17 protein-coding genes and 1 pseudogene are annotated in these 20296 nt (G+C 73.3%); 6 read left to right on the top strand and 12 right to left on the bottom strand.

Annotation, left to right across the window (positions count from 1 at the left end; all coding sequences use genetic code 11):
- Positions 1 to 6: 6 nt before the first annotated feature.
- The 4 genes from DC008_RS11675 to DC008_RS11660 all read right to left on the bottom strand — a co-directional run bounded on the left by DC008_RS11675 (position 7) and on the right by DC008_RS11660 (position 5280).
- Entirely contained in the window at positions 7 to 1335 is a 1329-nt protein-coding gene (locus DC008_RS11675; protein ID WP_208645848.1) for an ABC transporter substrate-binding protein, read from the bottom strand.
- A gap of 94 nt (positions 1336 to 1429) precedes the next feature.
- Positions 1430 to 2641, bottom strand: coding sequence for an ROK family transcriptional regulator (locus tag DC008_RS11670; RefSeq protein ID WP_108706917.1), 1212 nt, complete (start codon positions 2639 to 2641; stop codon positions 1430 to 1432).
- Between the two features lie 170 nt (positions 2642 to 2811).
- Positions 2812 to 4077, bottom strand: a complete 1266-nt coding sequence (locus DC008_RS11665; RefSeq protein WP_108706916.1) for an MFS transporter — start codon at positions 4075 to 4077, stop codon at positions 2812 to 2814.
- 108 nt (positions 4078 to 4185) lie between these two features.
- Entirely contained in the window at positions 4186 to 5280 is a 1095-nt protein-coding gene (locus tag DC008_RS11660) for a mechanosensitive ion channel family protein (protein ID WP_164492292.1), read from the bottom strand.
- A gap of 327 nt (positions 5281 to 5607) precedes the next feature.
- Here DC008_RS11660 and DC008_RS11655 point away from each other — a divergent pair, with 327 nt between their 5' ends.
- Positions 5608 to 6144, top strand: coding sequence for an HNH endonuclease (locus tag DC008_RS11655; RefSeq protein ID WP_019760491.1), 537 nt, complete (start codon positions 5608 to 5610; stop codon positions 6142 to 6144).
- A gap of 111 nt (positions 6145 to 6255) precedes the next feature.
- Here DC008_RS11655 and DC008_RS11650 read toward each other — a convergent pair whose 3' ends face one another.
- The 5 genes from DC008_RS11650 to DC008_RS11630 are packed head-to-tail and all read right to left on the bottom strand — an operon-like array spanning position 6256 to position 10488.
- Positions 6256 to 6855, bottom strand: a complete 600-nt coding sequence (locus DC008_RS11650) for a hypothetical protein (protein WP_108706914.1) — start codon at positions 6853 to 6855, stop codon at positions 6256 to 6258.
- A complete protein-coding gene (locus DC008_RS11645; RefSeq protein ID WP_108706913.1) occupies positions 6852 to 8183 on the bottom strand; it encodes a hypothetical protein in 1332 nt (443 codons plus the stop codon). Before DC008_RS11645 ends, DC008_RS11650 begins: the two co-directional genes overlap by 4 nt.
- Positions 8180 to 8941 (bottom strand): ABC transporter ATP-binding protein, encoded by a 762-nt coding sequence (locus DC008_RS11640; protein ID WP_235072823.1) that lies wholly within the window; start codon positions 8939 to 8941, stop codon positions 8180 to 8182. Before DC008_RS11640 ends, DC008_RS11645 begins: the two co-directional genes overlap by 4 nt.
- 42 nt (positions 8942 to 8983) lie before the next feature.
- Positions 8984 to 9892 carry a zf-HC2 domain-containing protein gene (locus DC008_RS11635; protein WP_108706912.1) on the bottom strand — a complete coding sequence of 303 codons (909 nt, stop codon included), beginning with the start codon at positions 9890 to 9892 and terminating at the stop codon, positions 8984 to 8986.
- Complete coding sequence (locus DC008_RS11630) at positions 9889 to 10488, bottom strand: RNA polymerase sigma factor (RefSeq protein WP_108706911.1); 600 nt, start codon at positions 10486 to 10488, stop codon at positions 9889 to 9891. Before DC008_RS11630 ends, DC008_RS11635 begins: the two co-directional genes overlap by 4 nt.
- A 176-nt stretch (positions 10489 to 10664) precedes the next feature.
- On the opposite strand from DC008_RS11630, the gene DC008_RS11625 reads away from it, so the two are divergent.
- The 3 genes and pseudogenes from DC008_RS11625 (at position 10665) to DC008_RS11615 (ending at position 13413) form a co-directional block, all read left to right on the top strand.
- Complete coding sequence (locus DC008_RS11625; RefSeq protein WP_108706910.1) at positions 10665 to 10925, top strand: hypothetical protein; 261 nt, start codon at positions 10665 to 10667, stop codon at positions 10923 to 10925.
- Positions 10926 to 13033: pseudogene (gene malQ / locus DC008_RS11620) on the top strand (4-alpha-glucanotransferase). It begins immediately after the preceding gene.
- 104 nt (positions 13034 to 13137) lie between these two features.
- On the top strand, positions 13138 to 13413 hold the full coding sequence (locus DC008_RS11615; protein ID WP_055623897.1) for a hypothetical protein: 276 nt from the start codon (positions 13138 to 13140) through the stop codon (positions 13411 to 13413).
- Between the two features lie 115 nt (positions 13414 to 13528).
- Here DC008_RS11615 and DC008_RS11610 read toward each other — a convergent pair whose 3' ends face one another.
- Complete coding sequence (locus DC008_RS11610; RefSeq protein WP_108706909.1) at positions 13529 to 14107, bottom strand: TetR/AcrR family transcriptional regulator; 579 nt, start codon at positions 14105 to 14107, stop codon at positions 13529 to 13531.
- Positions 14108 to 14297: 190 nt separating this feature from the next.
- On the opposite strand from DC008_RS11610, the gene DC008_RS11605 reads away from it, so the two are divergent.
- Entirely contained in the window at positions 14298 to 15758 is a 1461-nt protein-coding gene (locus tag DC008_RS11605; protein WP_108706908.1) for an FAD-dependent monooxygenase, read from the top strand.
- Between the two features lie 17 nt (positions 15759 to 15775).
- Here DC008_RS11605 and DC008_RS11600 read toward each other — a convergent pair whose 3' ends face one another.
- Positions 15776 to 16264: a DUF1203 domain-containing protein gene (locus DC008_RS11600; RefSeq protein WP_108706907.1), complete on the bottom strand. Its 489-nt coding sequence runs from the start codon at positions 16262 to 16264 to the stop codon at positions 15776 to 15778.
- Between the two features lie 112 nt (positions 16265 to 16376).
- Here DC008_RS11600 and pepN point away from each other — a divergent pair, with 112 nt between their 5' ends.
- On the top strand, positions 16377 to 18956 hold the full coding sequence (gene pepN / locus DC008_RS11595; RefSeq protein WP_108706906.1) for an aminopeptidase N: 2580 nt from the start codon (positions 16377 to 16379) through the stop codon (positions 18954 to 18956).
- Between the two features lie 69 nt (positions 18957 to 19025).
- Here the strand turns inward: pepN and DC008_RS11590 are convergent, their stop codons facing one another.
- Positions 19026 to 20042 carry an aspartate-semialdehyde dehydrogenase gene (locus DC008_RS11590; protein ID WP_055623892.1) on the bottom strand — a complete coding sequence of 339 codons (1017 nt, stop codon included), beginning with the start codon at positions 20040 to 20042 and terminating at the stop codon, positions 19026 to 19028.
- Between the last annotated feature and the right edge of the window lie 254 nt (positions 20043 to 20296).

Here is a 20296-nt window from a genome sequence, read left to right as displayed (position 1 = left end):
CGGAGGCTACTTCGCCTGCTCGATGTCGGTGTCGATCTGCTGCGCGGTCTTCTCCAGACCGGCCTTCAGGTCCTTCACCTTGCCGGACTCGTACTGGTAGCCGAAGTCCTGGAGCGTGGTCTGGTAGGTGGAGCCGTTGACGGACGCGGGCGGGGTGTTCGAGTCCGGGTGCTGCGCGATGTCCAGGAACGTCTTGAACCCGGCGTCCACCTTCAGGTCGGGGGACTTCAGGGCCTCGAAGGTGGACGGCACGTTGTGGATGGCGTTGGCGAAGGACACGACGGCCCCGGTGTCCGTCGTCAGGTACTTCACCAGCTCCCAGGCCGCGTTCTGCTTCTCGCTCCGCGGGGCGATCCCGATGACCGTGCCGGAGAGGAAGCCCTTGCCGTACTCGTCCACCTCGTCGTCGGCCACGGGCATCGGCGCGGTGCCGATCTCGAAGTCGGCCCCGGCGTCCTTCGCCATCCCCAGCCGCCACTCGCCGTCGAGCTGCATGGCCACCTGGCCGGTGTGGAACGGGTGCTTGGCGCCCCACTCGTCGCCGAAGGTGTTGCGGTACCTCTCCAGCTTCGCGAAGCCGCCGAGGTCGTCGATCAGCTTCTTCTGGTACGTGAACATCTCGGCGAAGGCGGGGTCCTCGGCGATGTTCGACTTGCCGTCCTGGTCGAAGTAGGCGTGGTCCCACTGGGACATGTAGTGGTCCACGACCGTCTCGTAGCCGTGGTACGTCGGCATGAAGCCGAGCTGCTCGTAGCTGTCCCCCTTGCTGACTGTCAGCTTCTTGGCGACCTTCGCGAATTCCGACCAGGTCTTCGGCGGCGCGGTGATGCCGGCCTTCTCGAAGGCGTCCTTGTTGTAGTAGAGGCCGTAGGCGTCGCCGAGCAGGGGCAGGGCGCAGCGGGTGCCCTCGAACTGGGTGTAGTCCAGCATCGGCTTCGGGATCAGCTTGTCGAGGTCCAGCTTGGACTTCTCGATGAAGGGCTTGAGGTCGAGGAAGGCGCCCGAGGAGCAGAACTTGCCGATGTTGGAGGTCGTGAACGACGACACCACGTCGGGGCCGTTCGAACCGCCCGCGCGCAGCGCCTGGTTGAGCTTGTCGTCGTTGATGTTGCCGACGACCTTCACCGTGATGTTCGGGTGCGCCTTCTCGAACGCGTCGACGTTCGCCTGGATCGCCTTCACCTCGGCGGGCGCGCTCCAGCCGTGCCAGAAGGTGATCGTGGTCCGCGCGTTCGGGTCGTCGTTCGCGCCGGCCTCCGACGAGCCCGTACAGGCCGTGGCGAGCAGCGCCAGGGAGGCGGACGCGGCGAGGGCGGCGGCGGTCCGGCGGGGCATCGAGGGTATGACGTTCCTGGACTTTCCGGGCATGACGGGGTCTCCCAAGGGCGGGAAGGGGTGGGTGTGGGTGTGCGGGTGGGTGGGACGCGGGTCAGCGCGAGGTGTCGAAGACCTCGTCGCGGGTGGCCGCGAGGGCGCTCTCCAGCGCGCCCCGCAGCACGGGGTGTTCACGGACCTCGCCGACCACGAGCCGGGGCCTGGCGGCGGCCAGTTCCTCCAGCTCGTCCTGGACGAGGGTGCGCAGGGTGTCCCCGCCCGCGGTCAGCGAGGCGCCGCTGAGGACGACCAGCTCCGGGTCGAGGACGGAGACCAGGGAGGCCAGACCGGTGGCCAGCCGGGTCGCGTAGGTCTCCAGGAGCTGCCGGTGGGGACCGTCGTGGTGGGCGGCCGCCCGCTCGACGAGGGTGGCGGCCACCTCCGCGTACGGCCCCGACGGGATGTCCGGGACGCCGAGTTCACGGGCGAGGCGGGGGACGGCCTGGGATCCGGCCAGTTCCTGGTAGCCGCCGCTGTTGGCCTTGGTCACCTGGCGGACGAGGGGGGTGCCCGGCACCGGCAGGAAGCCGACCTCGCCCGCGCCGCCGGTCCAGCCGCGGTGCAGCCGGCCGCCGAGGACCAGGGCGGCGCCGAGACCGCCCTCGCTCCACAGCAGGACGAAGTCCTCGTGGCCGCGTGCGGCGCCGAGCCGCTGCTCGGCCACCGCCGCGAGGTTGACGTCGTTCTCGTACTCGACCGGCATCGGCAGGGCCGCCGCGAGCTCGCCGAGCAGCTCGGGGGAGTGCCAGCCGGGCAGATGGGAGGCGTAGCGCAGCCGGCCCGTGTTCGGGTCGAAGGCGCCGGGCGTGCCGATGACGAGCCGGTGGACGTCGGACCGGGTCAGGCCCGCCGCCTTCACCGCCCCGTCGAGGGCGTCGGTGACCTGCCGTACGACCGGCTGGGCCGGACGTCTGCCGGGGGTGGGCAGGGCGTACGACCCGACGGTGCGGCCGGTGATGTCGGCCACGGCGGCGAGGATGCGCTCCGGGGTGACGTCGAGGCCCGCGGCGTATCCGGCCCTCGGGTCGACCTCGTAGAGCTGGGCGTTGGGGCCGGGCCTGCCCTCCGTGGTGCCGGTGGCCAGGACGAGGCCGGCGGCCTCCAGGCGGGCCAGCAGCTGGGAGGCGGTCGGCTTGGACAGACCGGTCAGCTTGCCGATCCGGGTGCGCGACAGCGGCCCGTGCTCCAGGAGGAGGTCCAGCGCGGCGCGGTCGTTCATGGCGCGCAGGACGCGCGGGGTGCCCGGCGTACCGGCGGTTCCTGCCATGGGGTTCGACACCTGCCTCTCGGCTGCCCAGCTTCCCAGTGATCTCCGGGCGAAGTCCATCCCGGGACGCCCTCGCGAAGACTGTTAGGAAGGTTTCCTGTCTTCTGCGGAGGAAGCTAAGCCCGAGGGGAAGACGGCGTCAAGGGATTCCGTCCGGCGAAACCCGCTCGTCACCTGGGCAGGTCCGGCTGCGGCGCGCCAGGCGCCTGAGCACCGGGGTGCGGCTCCCGCGCACGCTCGCGCCAGGGCAGCAGCAGCGGTGTCGCCAGCAGCAGCACACCGGCGACCGCGATCGCGGCCCGCGGGCCCGTCGCCATCGCCAGTACGCCCCAGAGCGCGGTCATGGCGGCCGTCACCGTCTTGCTGGTGATCGACCACGCCGTCAGCGTCCGGGTCACCCGGTCCTGTGGGGTCCGCTCCAGGCGCTGGGTGGCGAGGACCGGGGTGAACACCGCGGAACAGGTGATCAGGCCGAACTCCACGGCCATGACGAGGACCAGTCCGGCCGTGCCAGGGCCCACGAAGGCCAGGCCGATCGACCAGCAGGCGCGCAGCGTGCCGGAGGCCAGCAGGATCCGGCGCTGCCCGTGGCGGGCGACCAGCCGCCGCGCGAACCGGGAGCCCAGCAGGCCGCCCAGGCACGGCAGGGCGAACGCGAGCCCGTACTGCCAGGGCGTGAAGCCGAGCCGGCCCAGCATCAGGACCGCCAGCAGCGGCGACGACACCATGATCAGCGCGTTCACCAGGACCGTGTTGAAGAACAGCGGCCGCAGCACCGCGTCACCGAGGACGAACCGCCAGCCCGCCCGCAGATCGCCCCGCCGGGGTCCTCGCCCGGCTTCGGGACGCGCCGGACGCTTCTCCGTGCCGCCCACGGCCCGCAGCCCCAGCGCCGACAGCAGATAGCTCGCCGCGTCCGCCAGGACCGTCGCCACCGGCCCGAACACCCCGATCGCCACCCCGCCCAGCGGCGGGCCCAGCGCGGTGGCCGTCCAGGCCGTCGCCTCGAACCGGCCGTTGGCCGCGAGCAGGTCCTCCGGCGGCAGCAGGGACTTCAGGAACGCGCCGCTCGCCGCGCCGAACGTGATGTCCGCCGCGGCGGTCACCACCGACACCACCAGCAGCTGGCCCAGGCTCAGCGCGTCCAGCGCGAACGCCACGGGCACGCTCAGCAGCGCCGCGCAGCGCAGCAGATCCGCCGTGACCATCACCGGCCGCTTCGGGCGGAACTCCACCCAGGCGCCCAGCGGCACCGCGAGCACCGCGCCCACGGCGAGTCCCGATGCCGCCAGCAGCGCCACCTCGGTCGGCCCGGCGTGCAGCGCGAGGACCGCGATCAGCGCGAACGCGTCGAAGGCGAGCCGGGTGCCGAACGTGCTCACCGCGTACGCGGCCCACAGCCAGCGGAAACGCCGCCCCAGGGACCGCTCGCCCACCGTAGTCACCGTCCCCGCCCGCCCTCCGTCGCCCCCGGCATCCAAGCCAGTCCGGGCCGCCCGGGCAAACCGGCGGGCGCCGTCGCGGCGGGACCGGGCCGGCGGCCGCTACTTGGTCACGCTGGGCGGGGTCAGCGGGGTGGCCGCCTGGGACTGCGGGGAGGTGGCGCTGGCGTAGGCCGAGGGGGCCGCCACCGCGGCGGTGGGGTCGGGTGCGGGCGTGTCGTCCGCGGCCGGCGCCGGGCGGCCGATGATCGGGATGTCGGCGGCGTCGAAGGCGCGCTTGACCCGCCAGCGCAGCTCGCGCTCCACGGTCAGGGACTTGCCCGGCATGGTCTTCGCGGACAACCGGACCACCATCGAGTCCAGCGACACGCTGTCCAGGCCCAGCACCTCGATCGGGCCCCAGAGGAGCTCGTTCCACGGCTCCTCCTTGGTCATCTTCTCGGCGACCTCGTCGAGGGTGGCCTTGATCTTGTCGAGGTCCTCGTCGGCGGCGACCGTGACGTCCACCCCGGCCGTCGACCAGCCCTGCGAGAGGTTGCCGATGCGCTTGACCTCGCCGTTGCGGACGTACCAGATCTCGCCGCCCTCGCCGCGCAGCTTCGTCACCCGCAGACCGACCTCGATGACCTCGCCGGAGGCCACGCCCGCGTCGATCGTGTCGCCGACGCCGTACTGGTCCTCCAGGATCATGAAGACGCCGGACAGGAAGTCGGTGACCAGGTTGCGGGCGCCGAAGCCGATCGCGACGCCCGCGACACCGGCGGACGCCAGCAGCGGGGCCAGATTGATCTCGAAGGTGCCCAGGACCATCAGGGCGGCCGTGCCGATGATCAGGAAGCTGGCCACCGAGCGCAGCACCGAGCCGATCGCCTGCGACCGCTGCCGCCGGCGCTCGGCGTTGACCAGCAGACCGCCCAGGGCCGTGCCGTCGACCGCCGACGCGGTGCGGCTCATCCGGTCTATGAGCTTGGTGATCGCGCGGCGCACGAAGACTCTCAGGATCGCCGCTATGACCACGATCAGCAGGACGCGCAGACCGATCGCCAGCCAGGTCGACCAGTTCTGCTCGACCCAGGTGGCGGCCTCGGCCGCGCTCTCGTGGGCGTCCCGGATGGTGGGGACCGCCGGGGTCGTCGTCTCGGAGGGGACCGGCGACGGGGTCGTGTCGGCGGCCGGCAGGACGGCGGGCAGGGTCACAGCGGGTACCTCCAGTGCAGCGGTCCGCCCCACCGGCAGGTGCTCAAGGTCGGTCAAGGTCACGAAAAGGTCACCGGCGGGGCAGACCCACCACACTATCGGGGCATCGTGTGCACATCGTCCCCATGTTCGGGGGAGGAACCGGCCCCACGTGGGGATGAACTGGTGGGATGAAGAGTTCATCTTCCTGGGGATGCATCAGATGTGGTCGAAAACACTCCCAGCCCGTTACCGGGACATGGTGGCGCCATCACCAGGCATGAGGGGAAACTGACTACAGATCGTCCCGGCGCGAGCCACGCGCCGCCGACGCCCAAGGAGGCATCCGTGCCGCATGTCCTGGTCCTCAACGCGTCGTACGAGCCGCTCGGCGTCGTACCGCTCCGCCGCGCGCTCGTCCTCGTCCTCGAGAACAAGGCCGTATGCCTCGAGGAGTCCGGCGCCTATCTGCACAGCGCGACCGTCACCGTCCCCGCCCCCAGCGTGGTCCGGCTCAAGCGATTCGTGCGCGTCCCCTACCGGGGGCCCGTTCCTCTCACCCGCAGGGCGCTCTTCGCGCGCGACGGGGGCCGGTGCATGTACTGCGGTGGCGTCGCAACCAGCGTCGACCACGTCATCCCGCGCAGCCGCGGGGGCAAGCACGTCTGGGACAACGTGGTGGCGTCCTGCCGCCGCTGCAACCACGTGAAGGCCGACCGCCATCTGTTCGAGATCGGCTGGCGGCTGCGGCACAAACCGGCTCCGCCGACCGGTCTGGCCTGGCGCATCATCGGCACCGGGCATCGTGACCCGCGCTGGTTGCCGTACTTGCAACCGTATGGGGCGGACGACGCCTTGGCCCGGATCGACGGCATTTCCGCCTGACGTTCCGGGCCTTCGCGTATCGCGGTGCGGGGTGCCCCGCACACGGGTGCTGGGGGCGCGGCTCCCTGGGGCATTCGCCCTCAGGGGTCCCGCTCTCAGGGGCTTCCGCTCTCAGGGAGTCCCGCGCGCCCCCTTCACCGCGTACGCGCCGCCCCCCACGGTGAACAGCACCGCGGCCGTCGCCCACGCGCCCGGGCCGGCACCGGGCTCCAGCAGCCATGCCCAGGCGGGCAGCGCGGTGCCCCGCAGGCCCGAGATCCCCAGGTACATCGCACTGACGTAGGCGAACACCGGCAGCCAGCTCAGCCGTGCGCCCAGGAGCACCGCCGCGCCCGCCGTCAGGCCGACGCAGCCCAGGACGTTGCGGACCATGGCGGGCGCGCCGAAGGTCTGCGCGCCGGACAGGACCGCCAGCGGCAGCAGGGCTCCGGCCAGGGAGCTCAGGGCGAGCAGATGGATCAGCCTGCGGCGCCACCAGGGGCGCACCGCCGTGCGGTCCAGTTCGTCGGAGGCCGAGTGCAGGCCGGTGCCGATCGCCGTGGCGGCCACCAGCGGGGCCAGGGCCACCACCGGCACCCTGCGCTCCGGGTCGAGATAGGAGTCCAGGGCGTGGGCGGCCCAGACGGCGAGCAGGGTGGTCGCGGCGAGCGCGGCGACCGTCTGCGGAAGGGCGCGGGAGCGGGCGTAGAGGACGGGTCCGGTGGCGCTCACAGGGCGGGCACCCCCTTCGGGTCGCAGTCGGCCGCCGTCTCGAAGTACTCCGACAGCCAGGCCCGGCGCTCGTCCTCGGCCATCGCCAGCAGCCGGGCGCGGGCCCACTTCCGGGCCTTCAGTTCGGCGCGGTGGGCCTCGTCCCCCCTGGCGTCCAGCTCGTCGAAGTGCTTCTCCACCGGGCTCGGCGCCAGATAGTGCTCCACGGCCGCGTCCGTGCGGTCGACGAGGGGGTCCGTGTCGTCGCATTCGATACGGCTGAGCAGGGCCATCCCCGCCTCCCACGCGTACTGCCCCGGATCGGCGAGCTTCCCGCGTACGACGGACCAGCCGAGCGGGGTGACCCCCGGGAGCTCGACCTCGCCGGCGCGGGGGCGGCCCGGGTGGTCCTCGAAGCGGACGGGGAGGTTGTCCACGCCCTCCAGGCGGCCCGTCAGCCCGGACAGGGCCTCGGTGATCTGCGGCAGCAGCCTCTCGTACCGCTCGTTCACGCACACCTGCGGGGTCGTGGTGGTGTCGCAGACCTGCCGCTGGGCCACCGGATTGGGGCGGGTCAGGCCATCGGTCTGGACGAGAGCGACCGCGGCGGCCGTCGCGCAGGCCAGCGGCACCAGGGCGGTGGCCCGGCGGCGGGCGGTGAGAGCCGGCACCGCGGCCAGGGCGAGCCCGCCCACCCACACCACCGACACCCAGGGCTGCCACCACACGGTGACCCTGGTGACGGAGGTGTCGATCAGTGGGGAGAGCCGCGCGTAGGCCTCGGCGCGGTCGTAGGACAGGAAGCCGAGGACGGCGTACGCGCCCGTCGCCAGCAGCGGCGCCGCCAGTCGCCAGCGCACGGCACGGCCCACCGCGTGGCCCGCGAGCGCCGCGCTGCCGAGGAGGAGGGAGTCGGCCAGCGGCACGGCCGGGTAGGGGCTGTCGCCGGTGGCGCAGTACCAGGTGGCCAGCAGCACGCACCCGGCGGCGGCCAGCTGCCCGACGGCCACCCACAGGGCGACGGGAACCGCCGACGCGAGGAAGCGGGGGAGCGCGCCGCGTACGGCGGTCTCCAGCAGGTCGCCGGTACCGCGCCGGCGCTCCCGCCCGCCCTGCCAGCAGCCCGCGGCCAGCGCCAGCGGGATACCGAGCAGGACCGCGGCGGCATGCGTCCGGTCCCGGGTCTCCGCCCAGCCGCCCTGCCAGCTGTCGGCCGGTACGGCCAGGGCGACCAGCAGCGTGAGCAGGATCGCGGCACCGGCGAGCGGGGCGAAACCGCGCAGGAACTCGGGGCGGAGCGGGCTGCCCCCGGTGGTGGTCGTGGGCTTCCGTTCGGCGAGGAGCGTCATCGGGCCGCCACCTCGCGGTGGGCGCGCAGGGCGGCCGTGTAGCCGCGCTCGATGGGGTGGTCACCGACGCCGTCCGCGGTGGCGCCGAGGGCGGTCAGCGCCTCGGGGGTGCCGCGGTAGGCGAGCCGGCCCCCGGCGATGAGCGTGACCTCCGTGCAGGCCGCGGCCACGTCCTCCACGAGATGCGTGGAGACCACGACCGTGGCGTGGGCGCCGAGTTCGCGCAGCAGCTCGCGGAACTCCACGCGCTGCTCCGGGTCGAGGCCCGCGGTCGGCTCGTCCAGGAGCAGGACGGCGGGGTCGTTGACGACGGCCTGCGCGATGCCGACCCGGCGGACCATGCCCCCGGACAGCGTCTTGATCTTCGCGTCGATCCGGTCGGCGAGACCGACCCGGGCCACGGCACGCTCCACGGCGGCCGGGGTCACGGCGGCCGGCATCTCCTTCAGCCAGGCCATGTAGGCGACGAACTCGCGCACGGTGAAGCCCGGGTAGTAGCCGAACTCCTGCGGCAGATAGCCGAGCCTGCGGCGGACCTCGGTGCGTCCGCGCGGGTCGGCGACGTCCTCGCCGAGCATCCGCACCCGGCCGCCGCTCGGCGCGGCCACCGTGGCGAGCACACGGATCAGCGAGGTCTTGCCCGCGCCGTTCGGGCCGAGCAGCCCGTGCACACCCCGGCCGAGGTCGAGGTCGAGGGAGTGCAGGGCGACGGTCTTGCGGTGCCGGACATGCAGACCGGCCACCTGGATGGTGGTCAAGGAGACTCCAGTACGTACGTACTTACCGGGAAGTGGTGTCTGTCAGAAGCGTTCGAGGCGGTCGTACGCCGTGCGCCGGGCCGCCACCAGGAGCGCGCACAGGGCCGCTGCCGCCGCCCAGCCGCCCTGGGTGGCGGCGCCGCCCACGTAGGCGGAGAGCTGGTCCGAGAGATGCCGGGCGACCGCGCCGTCGGGGGACGCGAGCGCCGGGGCCAGGACGGCGCACAGCCAGCCGCCGCCGGTCACCGCCGTCGCCGTGCGCAGCCCCAGCCAGCCGCCGAGGGCCAGCGCGGCCAGCGTCAGGGTGAGTCCGGGCAGCAGCCAGGCGACGGCACCCGGCGCGCCCGGGGACGGCAGCACCAGCCCGGCGAGGGTCAGCAGCGGCAGGCTCACCGCCAGCACGACCGCGGTGCGGGTCAGCACCAGGCGCAGCCCCGCCGACGGGGTGGACGCGGCCAGTTCGTGCAGCGGGTCGGCGTGCCGGCCGTAGGACAGGGCCACCCCGGCGACCGGGACGACCGGCGCGACGGCCAGCAGCAGGGGGCGGGCCCCCGAGAAGCCAGCGACATGCGCGAGCAGGACGGCGGAGAGCACGACGAGCAGGACGGCGGGCAGCCAGGCGCCGCGCACGGCCGGGGCGGCGGCCCACAGGAGACGGGGGGTGCGCAGCGGCGGGGCTTCGGGCGGTGCGGGTGTGGCGGCGGCCAGGACGGCATCGCGCAGGTCCTGTGGGGCGGCCTCGGCCGGTGCGGGTGCGGCGGCGGCCAGGACGGCATCGCGGACGTCCGCCAGTACCGTCCCCGCCGACGTGGCCCGCACCGCCCCCGAGACCCGGCCCGCGCAGGAGGTGCAGGACTCCAGGTGCTTCTCCAGGGACCAGGCGTCGGCGTCGGGCAGCGACCCGTCGGCGTAGCGCGCGATCAGCGTCTCGGGTGCGTGCCAGCCGGTCATGCCGGGCCTCCCATCGGGGACGGGGCCAACTGGGCGAGCGCGGCGCGCAGTTCGGCGCGGGCACGCCTCGCCCGGGTCTTGACGGTGCCCTCCGGGATGCCGAGCAGCCGGGCCGTCTCACGGGTGGTCAGCCCGTCGACGACCGTGGCGCGCAGCACCTCCCGCAGCTCCGGGGAGATCCGGTCCAGGGCGGTGCCGACATCGCCGTACTCCAGCCCCGCCAGCACCCTCTCCTCCGCGGAGGGCGCTGACGGGGTTGTTCCGGTGCCGGTCCTGGTCGTGTCGATCGGGGTGGTCTCCAGTCGCCCGGACCGCTCCTGGGCGCGGCGCGCGTCGATCAGCCGGCGGGCCGCGATCGTCCACAGCCAGCCGCCCGCCTCCTCGCCCCGGTGCGCCCCCGCCGACCGCCACACGGTGACGAAGGTGTCCTGGAGGACCTCACGCACCACCTCGGGGTCCGCGCAGCGCCGCGTCAGCCGGGCGTGCAGCCAGCCCGCGTGCCGGTCGTACAGGGTGCCCATCGCCGCCGGGTCACCGGCCGCGACGGCCCGGAGCAGGGCGGCGTCCCCCTCGTCCTTCTCCCGCTGGCCCCCCATGGGGCGGAACAGTCTCACACCCCGTCTATCGACGGCCCCGGCGGTTCCGGTTCACCGTGCGACCGTCCGAACCGAATGTGACGCAGGGCACGTTGTCGGACCGAAGACGTCTGCCCTCCCGCCCTTTGGGTAGGGCTGCGGTAATCCGCCGTCGACCGAGACCCGAGGAGAAGCCCGTGCCCATCGCATCGGCCCCGTCCAAACCTGAGGCGCCCTTCGATCACGAGACGTACGCCTGCGTCTTCAGCGCGGAGGGCGCCTGCGCCGCCTCCCCCCTCACCAGCGAACCCCCGCTCCCCGACGCCGAACCCCTCACGAGCGAGCCGCCGCTCGCCGACGCCGTGCCCCTGACGAGTGAGGCCGCCTACTGGGACATGGACGTGGATCCGGGTATGCACACCGGTATGGACATGGACATGAGCGCCCCGAGGCCGTAGATGACACAGACGCGGTCGGCCGACACCCCTGCCGAAGGGTCCGAGCAGCCCCAGGACCCGCCCTCCGACGATCTGTCCCGGCTCGCCGCCCTGCACGGCGTCGCCGTCTCCTACCGGCCGTCCCCCGACCGTGCGGTCACGGCCTCGGCCACCGCCCTCACCCGCGCGCTGACCGCCCTCGGCGTCGACGCGAGTACGCCCGCCGCGGTCGCCGCCGCCCTGACCGCCCGCGAACGCGAACTGCGCGAGCGTCTGCTCCCCCCGACCGTCGTCTCCTGGTCCGGCGAGCCCCCGGGCACCGCCCTCGCCGCGCTGCCGCCCGGCACCCGGCTGACCGTCACCACCGAGGACGGCGAGACCCGCGACGGCACCGCCCGGCTGCCCCCGGCGTGCACCGGCTGACCGCGGCCGCGCCCGACGGCCGCACCGCCCACAGCCACCTCGTCGTCGCCCCGCCCCGGCTGCCCGCACCCCCCGGACGGACGTACGGGCTCCTCGTCCAGCTCTACTCCCTGCTGTCCCGGCGCTCCTGGGGCATGGGCGACCTCGGTGACCTGGCCGGCCTGGCCGACTGGGCCGGACGCACGCTCGGCGCCGGGTTCGTGCAGGTCAACCCGCTGCACGCGGCCGTACCCGGGCCGCCCACCGACCCGTCCCCCTACCGGCCCTCCTCCCGGCGCTTCCCCGACCCCGTCCATCTGCGGGTCGAGGACGTCCCCGAGTTCGCCCGGGTCGAGGACCGCGCACGCCTGGACGCCCTGCTGGAGCGGGCGGCGCGGCTGCGCGAAGGGGTCCTGGAGAAGGGCGCGCTGATCGACCGGGACACCGTCTGGGAGGCCAAGCGCGCGGCGCTGGAACTCGTCCTGGAGGTGCCGCTCGACCCCGCCCGCCGGGCCGCGTACGACGCCTTCCTCGAACGCGAGGGGCGGGCGCTGGAGGACCACGCCACCTGGTGCGCGCTGGCCGAGGTCCACGGACCGGCCTGGCGGCGCTGGCCGCAGGGGCTGCGGGACCCGAGGTCCGAGGAGACCGCCCGCGCGCGCCACGCGCTGCGCGGCCGTGTCGACCTCCACCGCAGGCTCGCCTGGCTCACCGACACCCAGCTGACCGCCGCGCAGCGGACCGCGCGGGAGGCGGGGATGCCCGTCGGGATCGTCCACGACCTGGCCGTCGGGGTGCACCCGGACGGCGCGGACGCCTGGGCGCAGCAGGAGTTCTTCGCGGCCGGGATGTCGGTCGGCGCGCCCCCGGACGCCTTCAACGCGCGCGGCCAGGACTGGGGGCTGCCGCCGTGGCGCCCGGACCGGCTGGCCGCGTCCGGCTACGCGCCCTACCGGATGCTGCTGCGGGCCCTGTTCGGCTACGCGGGCGCCCTGCGCATCGACCACGTCATGGGCCTGTTCCGGCTGTGGTGGGTGCCCGAGGGCCGGCCCCCGACCGAGGGGACGTACGTCCGCTACGACGCCGAGGCGATGCTCGCCGTCCTGGTGCTGGAGGCGTCCCGGGCCGGGGCCGTGGTGATCGGCGAGGACCTCGGCACCGTCGAGCCCGGCGTACGGGAGCGGCTGCGGGCGCGCGGGGTGCTCGGCACCTCCGTGCTGTGGTTCGAGCGGGACTGGGACGGAGACGGCCGCCCGCTGCCCCCGCAGTCCTGGCGCGCCGACTGCCTGGCCACCGCCACCACCCACGATCTGCCGCCCACCGCGGCCCGCCTCACCGGCGAGCACGTCGAACTGCGCGACCGGCTCGGCCTGTCCACCCGCCCGCTGGCCGAGGAGCGCGCGGAGGCCGCGGCCGACACCGCCGAGTGGCGGGACGTGCTGTCCGGGCTCGGGGTGACGGACGGCGAGGGCGGCGAGGAGGCCGACATCCGGGCCGTGCACCGCTTCCTGCTGCGCACCCCGGCCCGGATGGTGGGCGTCTGGCTGCCGGACGGTGTGGGCGACCGGCGCCCGCAGAACCTGCCGGGGACCTCCGACGAGTACCCCAACTGGCGGCTGCCCGTCGCGGACGCGGACGGGCGGCCGGTGACGCTGGAGGAGCTGACGGCCTCGCCCCGGGTCCGCGCGCTGCTGGAGGTGCTCCGGGAGGAGACGGCCCGTTCCTGACGGTACCCCCGTTCCTGACGGCACCCCCGGGTCCTGACGTGGCCCGCGGTCCTGACGGCACCCCGGGCGCGCGGCGCCCGGCGGGGTTCGGTACTTTTGGGCCCGTGGACAAGAAGAACGCCCTGCGCGCCGGCGCCCTGGCCTCCGGTACGACGCTGATGATGCTGCTGATGTCGTCCCCCGCCCTCGCGCTCACGCGCGACGACGGCGACGACCCCGGTCAGGGCCTGAGCGTCATCGAGACGCTCTCCCTGTACGTGATCGCCCCGATCGTGATCTTCGCGGTCATCGCGGGCCTGGTCATGGTGCTGGACAAGTCGCACAAGAAGAAGGACCCGACCAGCTCCAACATCACCACCAAGGCCGACGCGAAGGCCTGACGCGAGCTCTTCCGAGTCCGCCGCGCGCTGTCGAGGGCGCCGGTCCCGTTCCGTGTACGCGTGTGCGTAGCCCGGCGGGGCCGGCGCCCTCGTGCGTGCGCCGGTGGCTCCGCTTCTACGCCGGGTGCGGCGCGGTGAGATACCGCTGCACCGTCGGCGCCAGCCACGCCACGATCTCCTCGGGGGCCAGCGCCACCGCGGGCGGGAAGCGCAGCACATAGCGGGTGAGGGCCAGGCCGAGCAGCTGTGAGGACGCCAGCGCGGCCCGGGCCGGAGCCTGTTCGGGGTCGGGGCACACCCGCAGGGCCAGCGGAAGCAGCTGGTCCGCGAAGATGCCCTGCATCCGCTCGGCGCCCGCCTCGTTGGTCGCGCCGACCCGCAGCAGGGCCGTGAGCACCTCGTTCTGCTCCCACATCGTCAGGAAGTGGGTCACCAGGGCCTGCCCGGCCCGGTCGGGGCTCAGGGACGCCGGGTCCGGCAGCTTCAGGTCGATCGCCACCGCCGCCGCGAAGAGGCCTTCCTTGTTGCCGTAGTAGCGCATCACCATCGAGGGGTCGATGTTCGCGTCGCGGGCGATGGCGCGAATGGTGGCGCGGTCGTAGCCGTCGGCCGCGAAGCGCTCGCGGGCCGCGTCGAGGATCGCCGTGCGGGTGGCGTCGGAGCGGCGGGGGGTGCGGGGCCTGCTCTGGTTCATATCAACAACCGTAGGCCAACATGCGTGGGCCAACAAGCATTGGCCAACGAGCGATGGCCAACAAGCGTTGACATTTCATCGGGCTCGGTCCTACCGTTGCCAACAAGCGTTGACCAACAGTTGTTGACCTGAGGCTGTTGACCTACAGATGTTGGCCAACGATCGTTGACATCGTTCGGGAGGGTCTCTCATGAGCGGCAACCGCACCGACAGCACCCGCGACACCGTGATCGTCGTCGGCTCCGGTCCCACCGGCCTGCTCCTCGCCGGCGACCTCGCCGGCGCCGGCGTCCCCGTCACCGTCCTGGAGCGGCGCCCGCACACGATCAGCAACCTCTCCCGCGCCTTCGGCGTCCACGCCCGCACCCTGGAGCAGCTCGACGCCCGCGGCCTCGCCGACGACCTGATCGCCACCGGCACCACCATCACCGGCCTGCGCCTCTTCCGCCGGCTCACCCTCGACCTCGGCACCCTCCCGTCCCGCTTCCCCTTCCTCCTCGTCACCCCGCAGTACGAGGTCGAGCGGCTGCTGGAGCGGCGGGCCCGCGACCTCGGCGTCGACTTCCGGTACGAGCACGAGGTCACGGGGCTGCGGCAGGACGCGACCGGCATCGACGTGGACGTGCGCACCCCGGACGGCACCGCCGCCACCCTCCGCGCCGCCTACGTCGTCGGCACCGACGGGCACCGCAGCGCCGTGCGCCGCGCGCTCGGCCTGCCCTTCCCCGGCACCTCCGTCATCAAGTCCCTCTTCCTCGCCGACGTCCGCCTCGCCCAGCCGCCCGCGGGTGTGCTCACCGTCGACGGCACCGGCGGCACCTTCGCGATGATCGCCTCCTTCGGCGACGGCTGGTACCGCGTCATGGGCTGGGACCGCCGGCACGAGGTGCCCGACGACGTCCCGCTCGACCTGGAGGAGGTCAGGGAGGTCACCCGGCGGGCGCTCGGCACCGACCACGGTATGCACGACGCCCGCTGGCTCTCCCGGTTCCACAGCGACGAACGGCAGGTCCCCCAGTACCGGGTGGGGCGGGTCTTCCTCGCCGGCGACGCCGCGCACGTGCACTCGCCGGCCGGCGGCCAGGGCATGAACACCGGTCTCCAGGACGCCGCGAACCTCAGCTGGAAGCTGGCGGCGGCCGTGCGGGGGCGGGCGCCCGAGGGGCTGCTCGACAGCTACCACGCCGAGCGCCACCCGGTCGGCGAGGCCGTGCTGCGCAGCAGCGGCGGACTGGTCCGGCTCGCCCGTGCCCAGACCCCGGCGCTGCGGGTCGTGCGGGCCGTGGTCTCCGCCGTCGGCCGTGCCGTCCGCCCGGTCCGCGCCAAGGCCCTGGCCCAGATCTCGGGCATCGGCTACCGCTACCCCGCCCCGCGCGGCGCCCACCCGCTGACCGGCGACCGGGTGCCGGACGCGGCCCTCCTCGGCGGCGGCCGCCTCTACGAGGCCCTGCGCGACCGGGGGTTCGTCCTGGTCACCCCGGCGGCCGGAGAGCGGACGGACACCGGGCGGGACGGCCTGGTGCGCCGCGAGCAGTGGGCGGACGGCAGCCGCACCACCGTTCTGGTCCGGCCCGACGGATACGCGGCCTGGGCGGCGGACGACGCCGACCCGGCGGCCGTCGAGGCGGCCCTCAAGGCCCACCTGGGCTGACCGTGCCCGCCACCGGCTCAGCCCCGGCGCACCTCGTACAGGAAGCAGCCGTACTCCACGGCCCGCACATGGACGAACTCCACGGCCGGATCGGCGAACGCCTGCGCGAACGCCGCGTCGAGGCCCCCCGGCTCCACCAGCCGGCCGCCGAGGATCCCCCCGTCCGCCGAGTAGCGGCGCACCACCCGGTGCGCCCCGTCGAAGGGCGGGCCGTCGAGGGGCGGGCCGTCGCCGGCCGGGCCGTCGCACTCCTCGGCGTGCACGAACACCGGGCCCTGTTCGTCGTAGGCCCCCGGATCGACACCCGCGCCCGCCGCCCAGCGGCGCAGCGGGGCGTACGAGACGAGGGCGACGCGCTCACCGGGCTCGCCACGGCGCAGGCAGCAGCGCAGCGGCGCCCCGCCCTCGTCGTCCGTCACGGGAACCATCCGGCGTCCCGCGTCGTCGGTGGAGCGCAACTCCTTCAGGACCGCCGGACCGATGGCATGTACGAGATGGGTCGTCATGGGCCCAGCCTCGCGCGCGCGGACCCCGCCCACCGGCGGGTATTGGACATCGCGTTCCGGTCAGGTCCCATGGAAGGATGACCGAACCCACACATATCGAGGAGATGACCGCGTGCCTGGCACAAACCTGACCCGCGAAGAGGCACAGCAGCGGGCGAAGCTGCTCACCGTGGACTCGTACGAGATCGATCTCGACCTCTCCGGGGCGCCAGAGGGCGGCACGTACCGGTCCGTCACGACGGTGCGCTTCGACGTCGCGGAGAACGGCGCCGACTCCTTCATCGACCTCGTGGCACCGACCGTCCACGAGGTGACCCTGAACGGAGACCAGCTCGACCCGGGCGAGGTCTTCGAGGACTCCCGCATCACCCTGCCGGGCCTGCTCCAGGGACGCAACGTCCTGCGCGTCGTCGCCGACTGCGCGTACACCAACACCGGCGAGGGCCTGCACCGCTTCGTCGACCCCGTCGACCAGCAGGTCTACCTGTACACCCAGTTCGAGGTGCCCGACGCCCGGCGCGTGTTCGCGTCGTTCGAGCAGCCCGACCTGAAGGCCACCTTCCAGTTCACCGTGAAGGCGCCCGAGGGCTGGACGGTCGTCTCCAACTCGCCGACGCCCGAACCGAAGGACAACGTCTGGACGTTCGCGCCGACGCCCCGGATCTCGACGTACATCACCGCGCTGATCGCCGGCCCGTACCACTCGGTGCACAGCGTGTACGAGAAGGACGGGCAGTCCGTGCCGCTCGGCATCTACTGCCGCCCGTCCCTCGCCGAGTACCTCGACGCGGACGCCATCTTCGAGGTGACCCGGCAGGGCTTCGACTGGTTCCAGGAGAAGTTCGACTACGCGTACCCGTTCGAGAAGTACGACCAGCTGTTCGTCCCCGAGTTCAATGCGGGCGCCATGGAGAACGCGGGCGCGGTGACCATCCGCGACCAGTACGTCTTCCGCTCCAAGGTGACCGACGCGGCGTACCTGAGCCGCGCCGAGACCATCCTGCACGAGCTGGCCCACATGTGGTTCGGCGACCTGGTCACCATGGAGTGGTGGAACGACCTGTGGCTGAACGAGTCGTTCGCCACCTACACCTCCATCGCCTGCCAGGCGCACGCCCCCGGCACCCGCTGGCCGCACGCGTGGACGACGTTCGCCAACCAGATGAAGACCTGGGCGTACCGGCAGGACCAGCTGCCCTCCACGCACCCGATCATGGCCGAGATCCGCGACCTGGACGACGTCCTCGTCAACTTCGACGGCATCACCTACGCCAAGGGCGCCTCCGTCCTCAAGCAGCTCGTCTCCTACGTCGGGCAGGACGAGTTCTTCCGGGGCGTGCAGGCGTACTTCAAGCGGCACGCGTTCGGCAACACCCGGCTGTCCGACCTGCTCGGCGCCCTGGAGGAGACCTCCGGCCGCGATCTGAAGACCTGGTCGAAGGCGTGGCTGGAGACCGCCGGCATCAACGTCCTGCGCCCCGAGATCGAGACCGACGACAGCGGCACGATCACCTCTTTCGCCATCCGCCAGGACGCCCCCGCGCTGCCCGCGGGCGCCAAGGGCGAGCCCACCCTGCGCCCGCACCGCATCGCGGTCGGCCTCTACAACCTGGACGAGGCCACCGGCAAGCTCCGCCGCGACCAGCGCCTCGAGCTGGACGTCGACGGCGAGCTGACCGCCGTGCCGCAGCTCACCGGCACGCCCCGCCCGCAGGTCGTCCTGCTCAACGACGACGACCTGTCGTACGCCAAGGTCCGCCTGGACGAGCAGTCCCTCGGCTTCGTCACCGAACACCTCGGCGACTTCGACTCCTCGCTGTCCCGCGCCCTGTGCTGGGCGTCCTCCTGGGACATGACCCGTGACGGCGAGCTCGCCACCCGCGACTACCTGTCCCTGGTCCTGTCGGGCATCGGCAAGGAGTCCGACATCGGTGTCGTGCAGTCGCTGCAGCGCCAGGTCAAGCTGGCCATCGACCTGTACGCCGCCCCGGCCGCCCGCGAGGCGCTGCTCAACCGCTGGACGGACGCCACGCTGGCCCATCTGCGCGCGGCCGAGCCGGGCAGCGACCACCAGCTGGCCTGGGCGCGCGCCTTCGCGGCCACCGCCCGCACCCCGGAGCAGCTGGACCTGCTGGAGGCCCTGCTGGACGGCTCCCAGACCATCGAGGGCCTGACCGTCGACACGGAGCTGCGCTGGGCGTTCGTGGAGCGTCTGGCCGCCGTGGGCCGCTACGACGAGTCGGAGATCGCCGCCGAGTACGAGCGGGACCGTACGGCCGCCGGCGAGCGCCACGCCGCCACCGCCCGCGCCGCCCGCCCGAGCGCCGAGGCCAAGGCCGAGGCGTGGGCGTCCGTCATCGAGTCCGACAAGCTTCCGAACGCCGTCCAGGAGTCGGTCATCGCGGGCTTCGTCCAGACCGACCAGCGCGAGCTGCTCGCCCCGTACACGGAGCGGTACTTCGAGGTCGTCAAGGACATCTGGGAGTCCCGTTCGCACGAGATCGCCCAGCAGATCGCGGTCGGCCTCTACCCGGCGCTCCAGGTCTCCGAGGAGACCCTGCGCCGCACCGACGCCTGGCTGGCGGAGGCGCAGCCCAACGCGGCGCTGCGCCGTCTGGTCTCGGAGTCCCGTTCCGGTGTGGAGCGGGCGCTGAAGGCCCAGGCCGCGGACGCGGCGGCCGAGCAGGGGTAACCGCTCCCGACGACGACGAAGGGGCGCCCACCGAACCGGTGGGCGCCCCTTTCCGCTTCCGCGCGGCGGTCAGGCCTTCAGCTCGGCCGCCACCAGCTCCGCGATCTGCACCGCGTTCAGCGCGGCGCCCTTGCGGAGGTTGTCGTTGGACAGGAACAGCGCGAGACCGTGCTCGACCGTCTCGTCCTGCCGGATCCGGCCGACGTACGACGGGTCCTGGCCGGCCGCCTGCAGCGGCGTGGGGACGTCGGTGAGGGCCACGCCGGGCGCGCCCGCCAGCAGCTCCTTGGCGCGCTCCACGCTGATCGGGCGCTCGAAGCGGGCGTTGACCTGCAGCGAGTGGCCGGAGAAGACCGGGACGCGCACACAGGTGCCGGAGACCTTCAGCTCGGGGATCTCCAGGATCTTGCGGGACTCGTGGCGGAGCTTCTGCTCCTCGTCGGTCTCGTTCAGGCCGTCGTCGACGATCGAGCCGGCCATCGGCAGCACGTTGTACGCGATCGGCGCCACGTACTTGTTCGGCGCGGGGAACTCCGCCGCCGAACCGTCGTGGGTGAGCTTCGGGGCGTCGTCGCCGACCTTCTTGACCTGCTCGAACAGCTCGTCCACGCCGGCGAGACCGGAACCGGACACCGCCTGGTAGGTGGCGACCACCAGGGCCGTCAGGCCCGCCTCGGCGTGCAGCGGCCGCAGCACGGGCATCGCGGCCATCGTGGTGCAGTTCGGGTTGGCGATGATGCCCTTGGGGCGGTCCGCGATGGCGTGCGGGTTCACCTCGGAGACGACCAGCGGGACCTCGGGGTCACGGCGCCACGCGGAGGAGTTGTCGATCACCACGGCGCCCTGGGAGGCGACCTTCGGCGCGAGCGCCTTCGAGGTCGAGCCGCCCGCCGAGAACAGCACGATGTCCAGGCCGGAGTAGTCGGCCGTCGCCGCGTCCTCCACCGTCACGCCGTCCAGGACCGTCCCCGCCGAACGGGCCGAGGCGAACAGGCGCAGCTCCGTGACCGGGAAGTCGCGCTCCTTGAGGATGCTGCGCATGACCGTGCCGACCTGACCGGTGGCTCCGACGATTCCGACCCTCACGGCGACTCCTTCTGAGTGGCTTGTCTGTCTCTGCTGCATGGCCGAGGCCTTTCCATCATGCGTCCGACCTCGGGCGACCTGTCCAATTCTTTGCCCAGGATGCCCACGACATGGGACGCCGCGGGACCGCCGCCCGGCTCCAGTTGTTCCGCTCACACCCGTGCTGAGCTGGAAGAACCGGCCCGGAGGCGGCCCCGCGCCGCAAGCTCGCCTGCCCACCGCCCCCTCCGCTACGCGAAGGTGTGACGTACGCC

The sequence above is a fragment of the Streptomyces nigra genome, from assembly GCF_003074055.1.
Lineage (GTDB): Bacteria > Actinomycetota > Actinomycetes > Streptomycetales > Streptomycetaceae > Streptomyces > Streptomyces nigra.
The sequence above is the reverse complement of the archived record's forward strand: the minus strand, read 5'-3'. Positions and strand labels throughout refer to the sequence as shown.

Excerpts from the sequence above, each read along its gene's own strand:
- DC008_RS11675 (WP_208645848.1), bottom strand. The coding sequence starts at position 1,335 with ATGCCCCGCCGGACCGCCGCCGCCCTCGCCGCGTCCGCCTCCCTGGCG.
- DC008_RS11645 (WP_108706913.1), bottom strand. The coding sequence starts at position 8,183 with ATGACGCTCCTCGCCGAACGGAAGCCCACGACCACCACCGGGGGCAGC.
- DC008_RS11605 (WP_108706908.1), top strand. The coding sequence starts at position 14,298 with ATGAGCGGCAACCGCACCGACAGCACCCGCGACACCGTGATCGTCGTC.
- DC008_RS11635 (WP_108706912.1), bottom strand. The coding sequence starts at position 9,892 with ATGACCGGCTGGCACGCACCCGAGACGCTGATCGCGCGCTACGCCGAC.
- DC008_RS11610 (WP_108706909.1), bottom strand. The coding sequence starts at position 14,107 with ATGAACCAGAGCAGGCCCCGCACCCCCCGCCGCTCCGACGCCACCCGC.
- DC008_RS11630 (WP_108706911.1), bottom strand. The coding sequence starts at position 10,488 with ATGGGGGGCCAGCGGGAGAAGGACGAGGGGGACGCCGCCCTGCTCCGG.
- DC008_RS11600 (WP_108706907.1), bottom strand. The coding sequence starts at position 16,264 with ATGACGACCCATCTCGTACATGCCATCGGTCCGGCGGTCCTGAAGGAG.
- DC008_RS11670 (WP_108706917.1), bottom strand. The coding sequence starts at position 2,641 with ATGGCAGGAACCGCCGGTACGCCGGGCACCCCGCGCGTCCTGCGCGCC.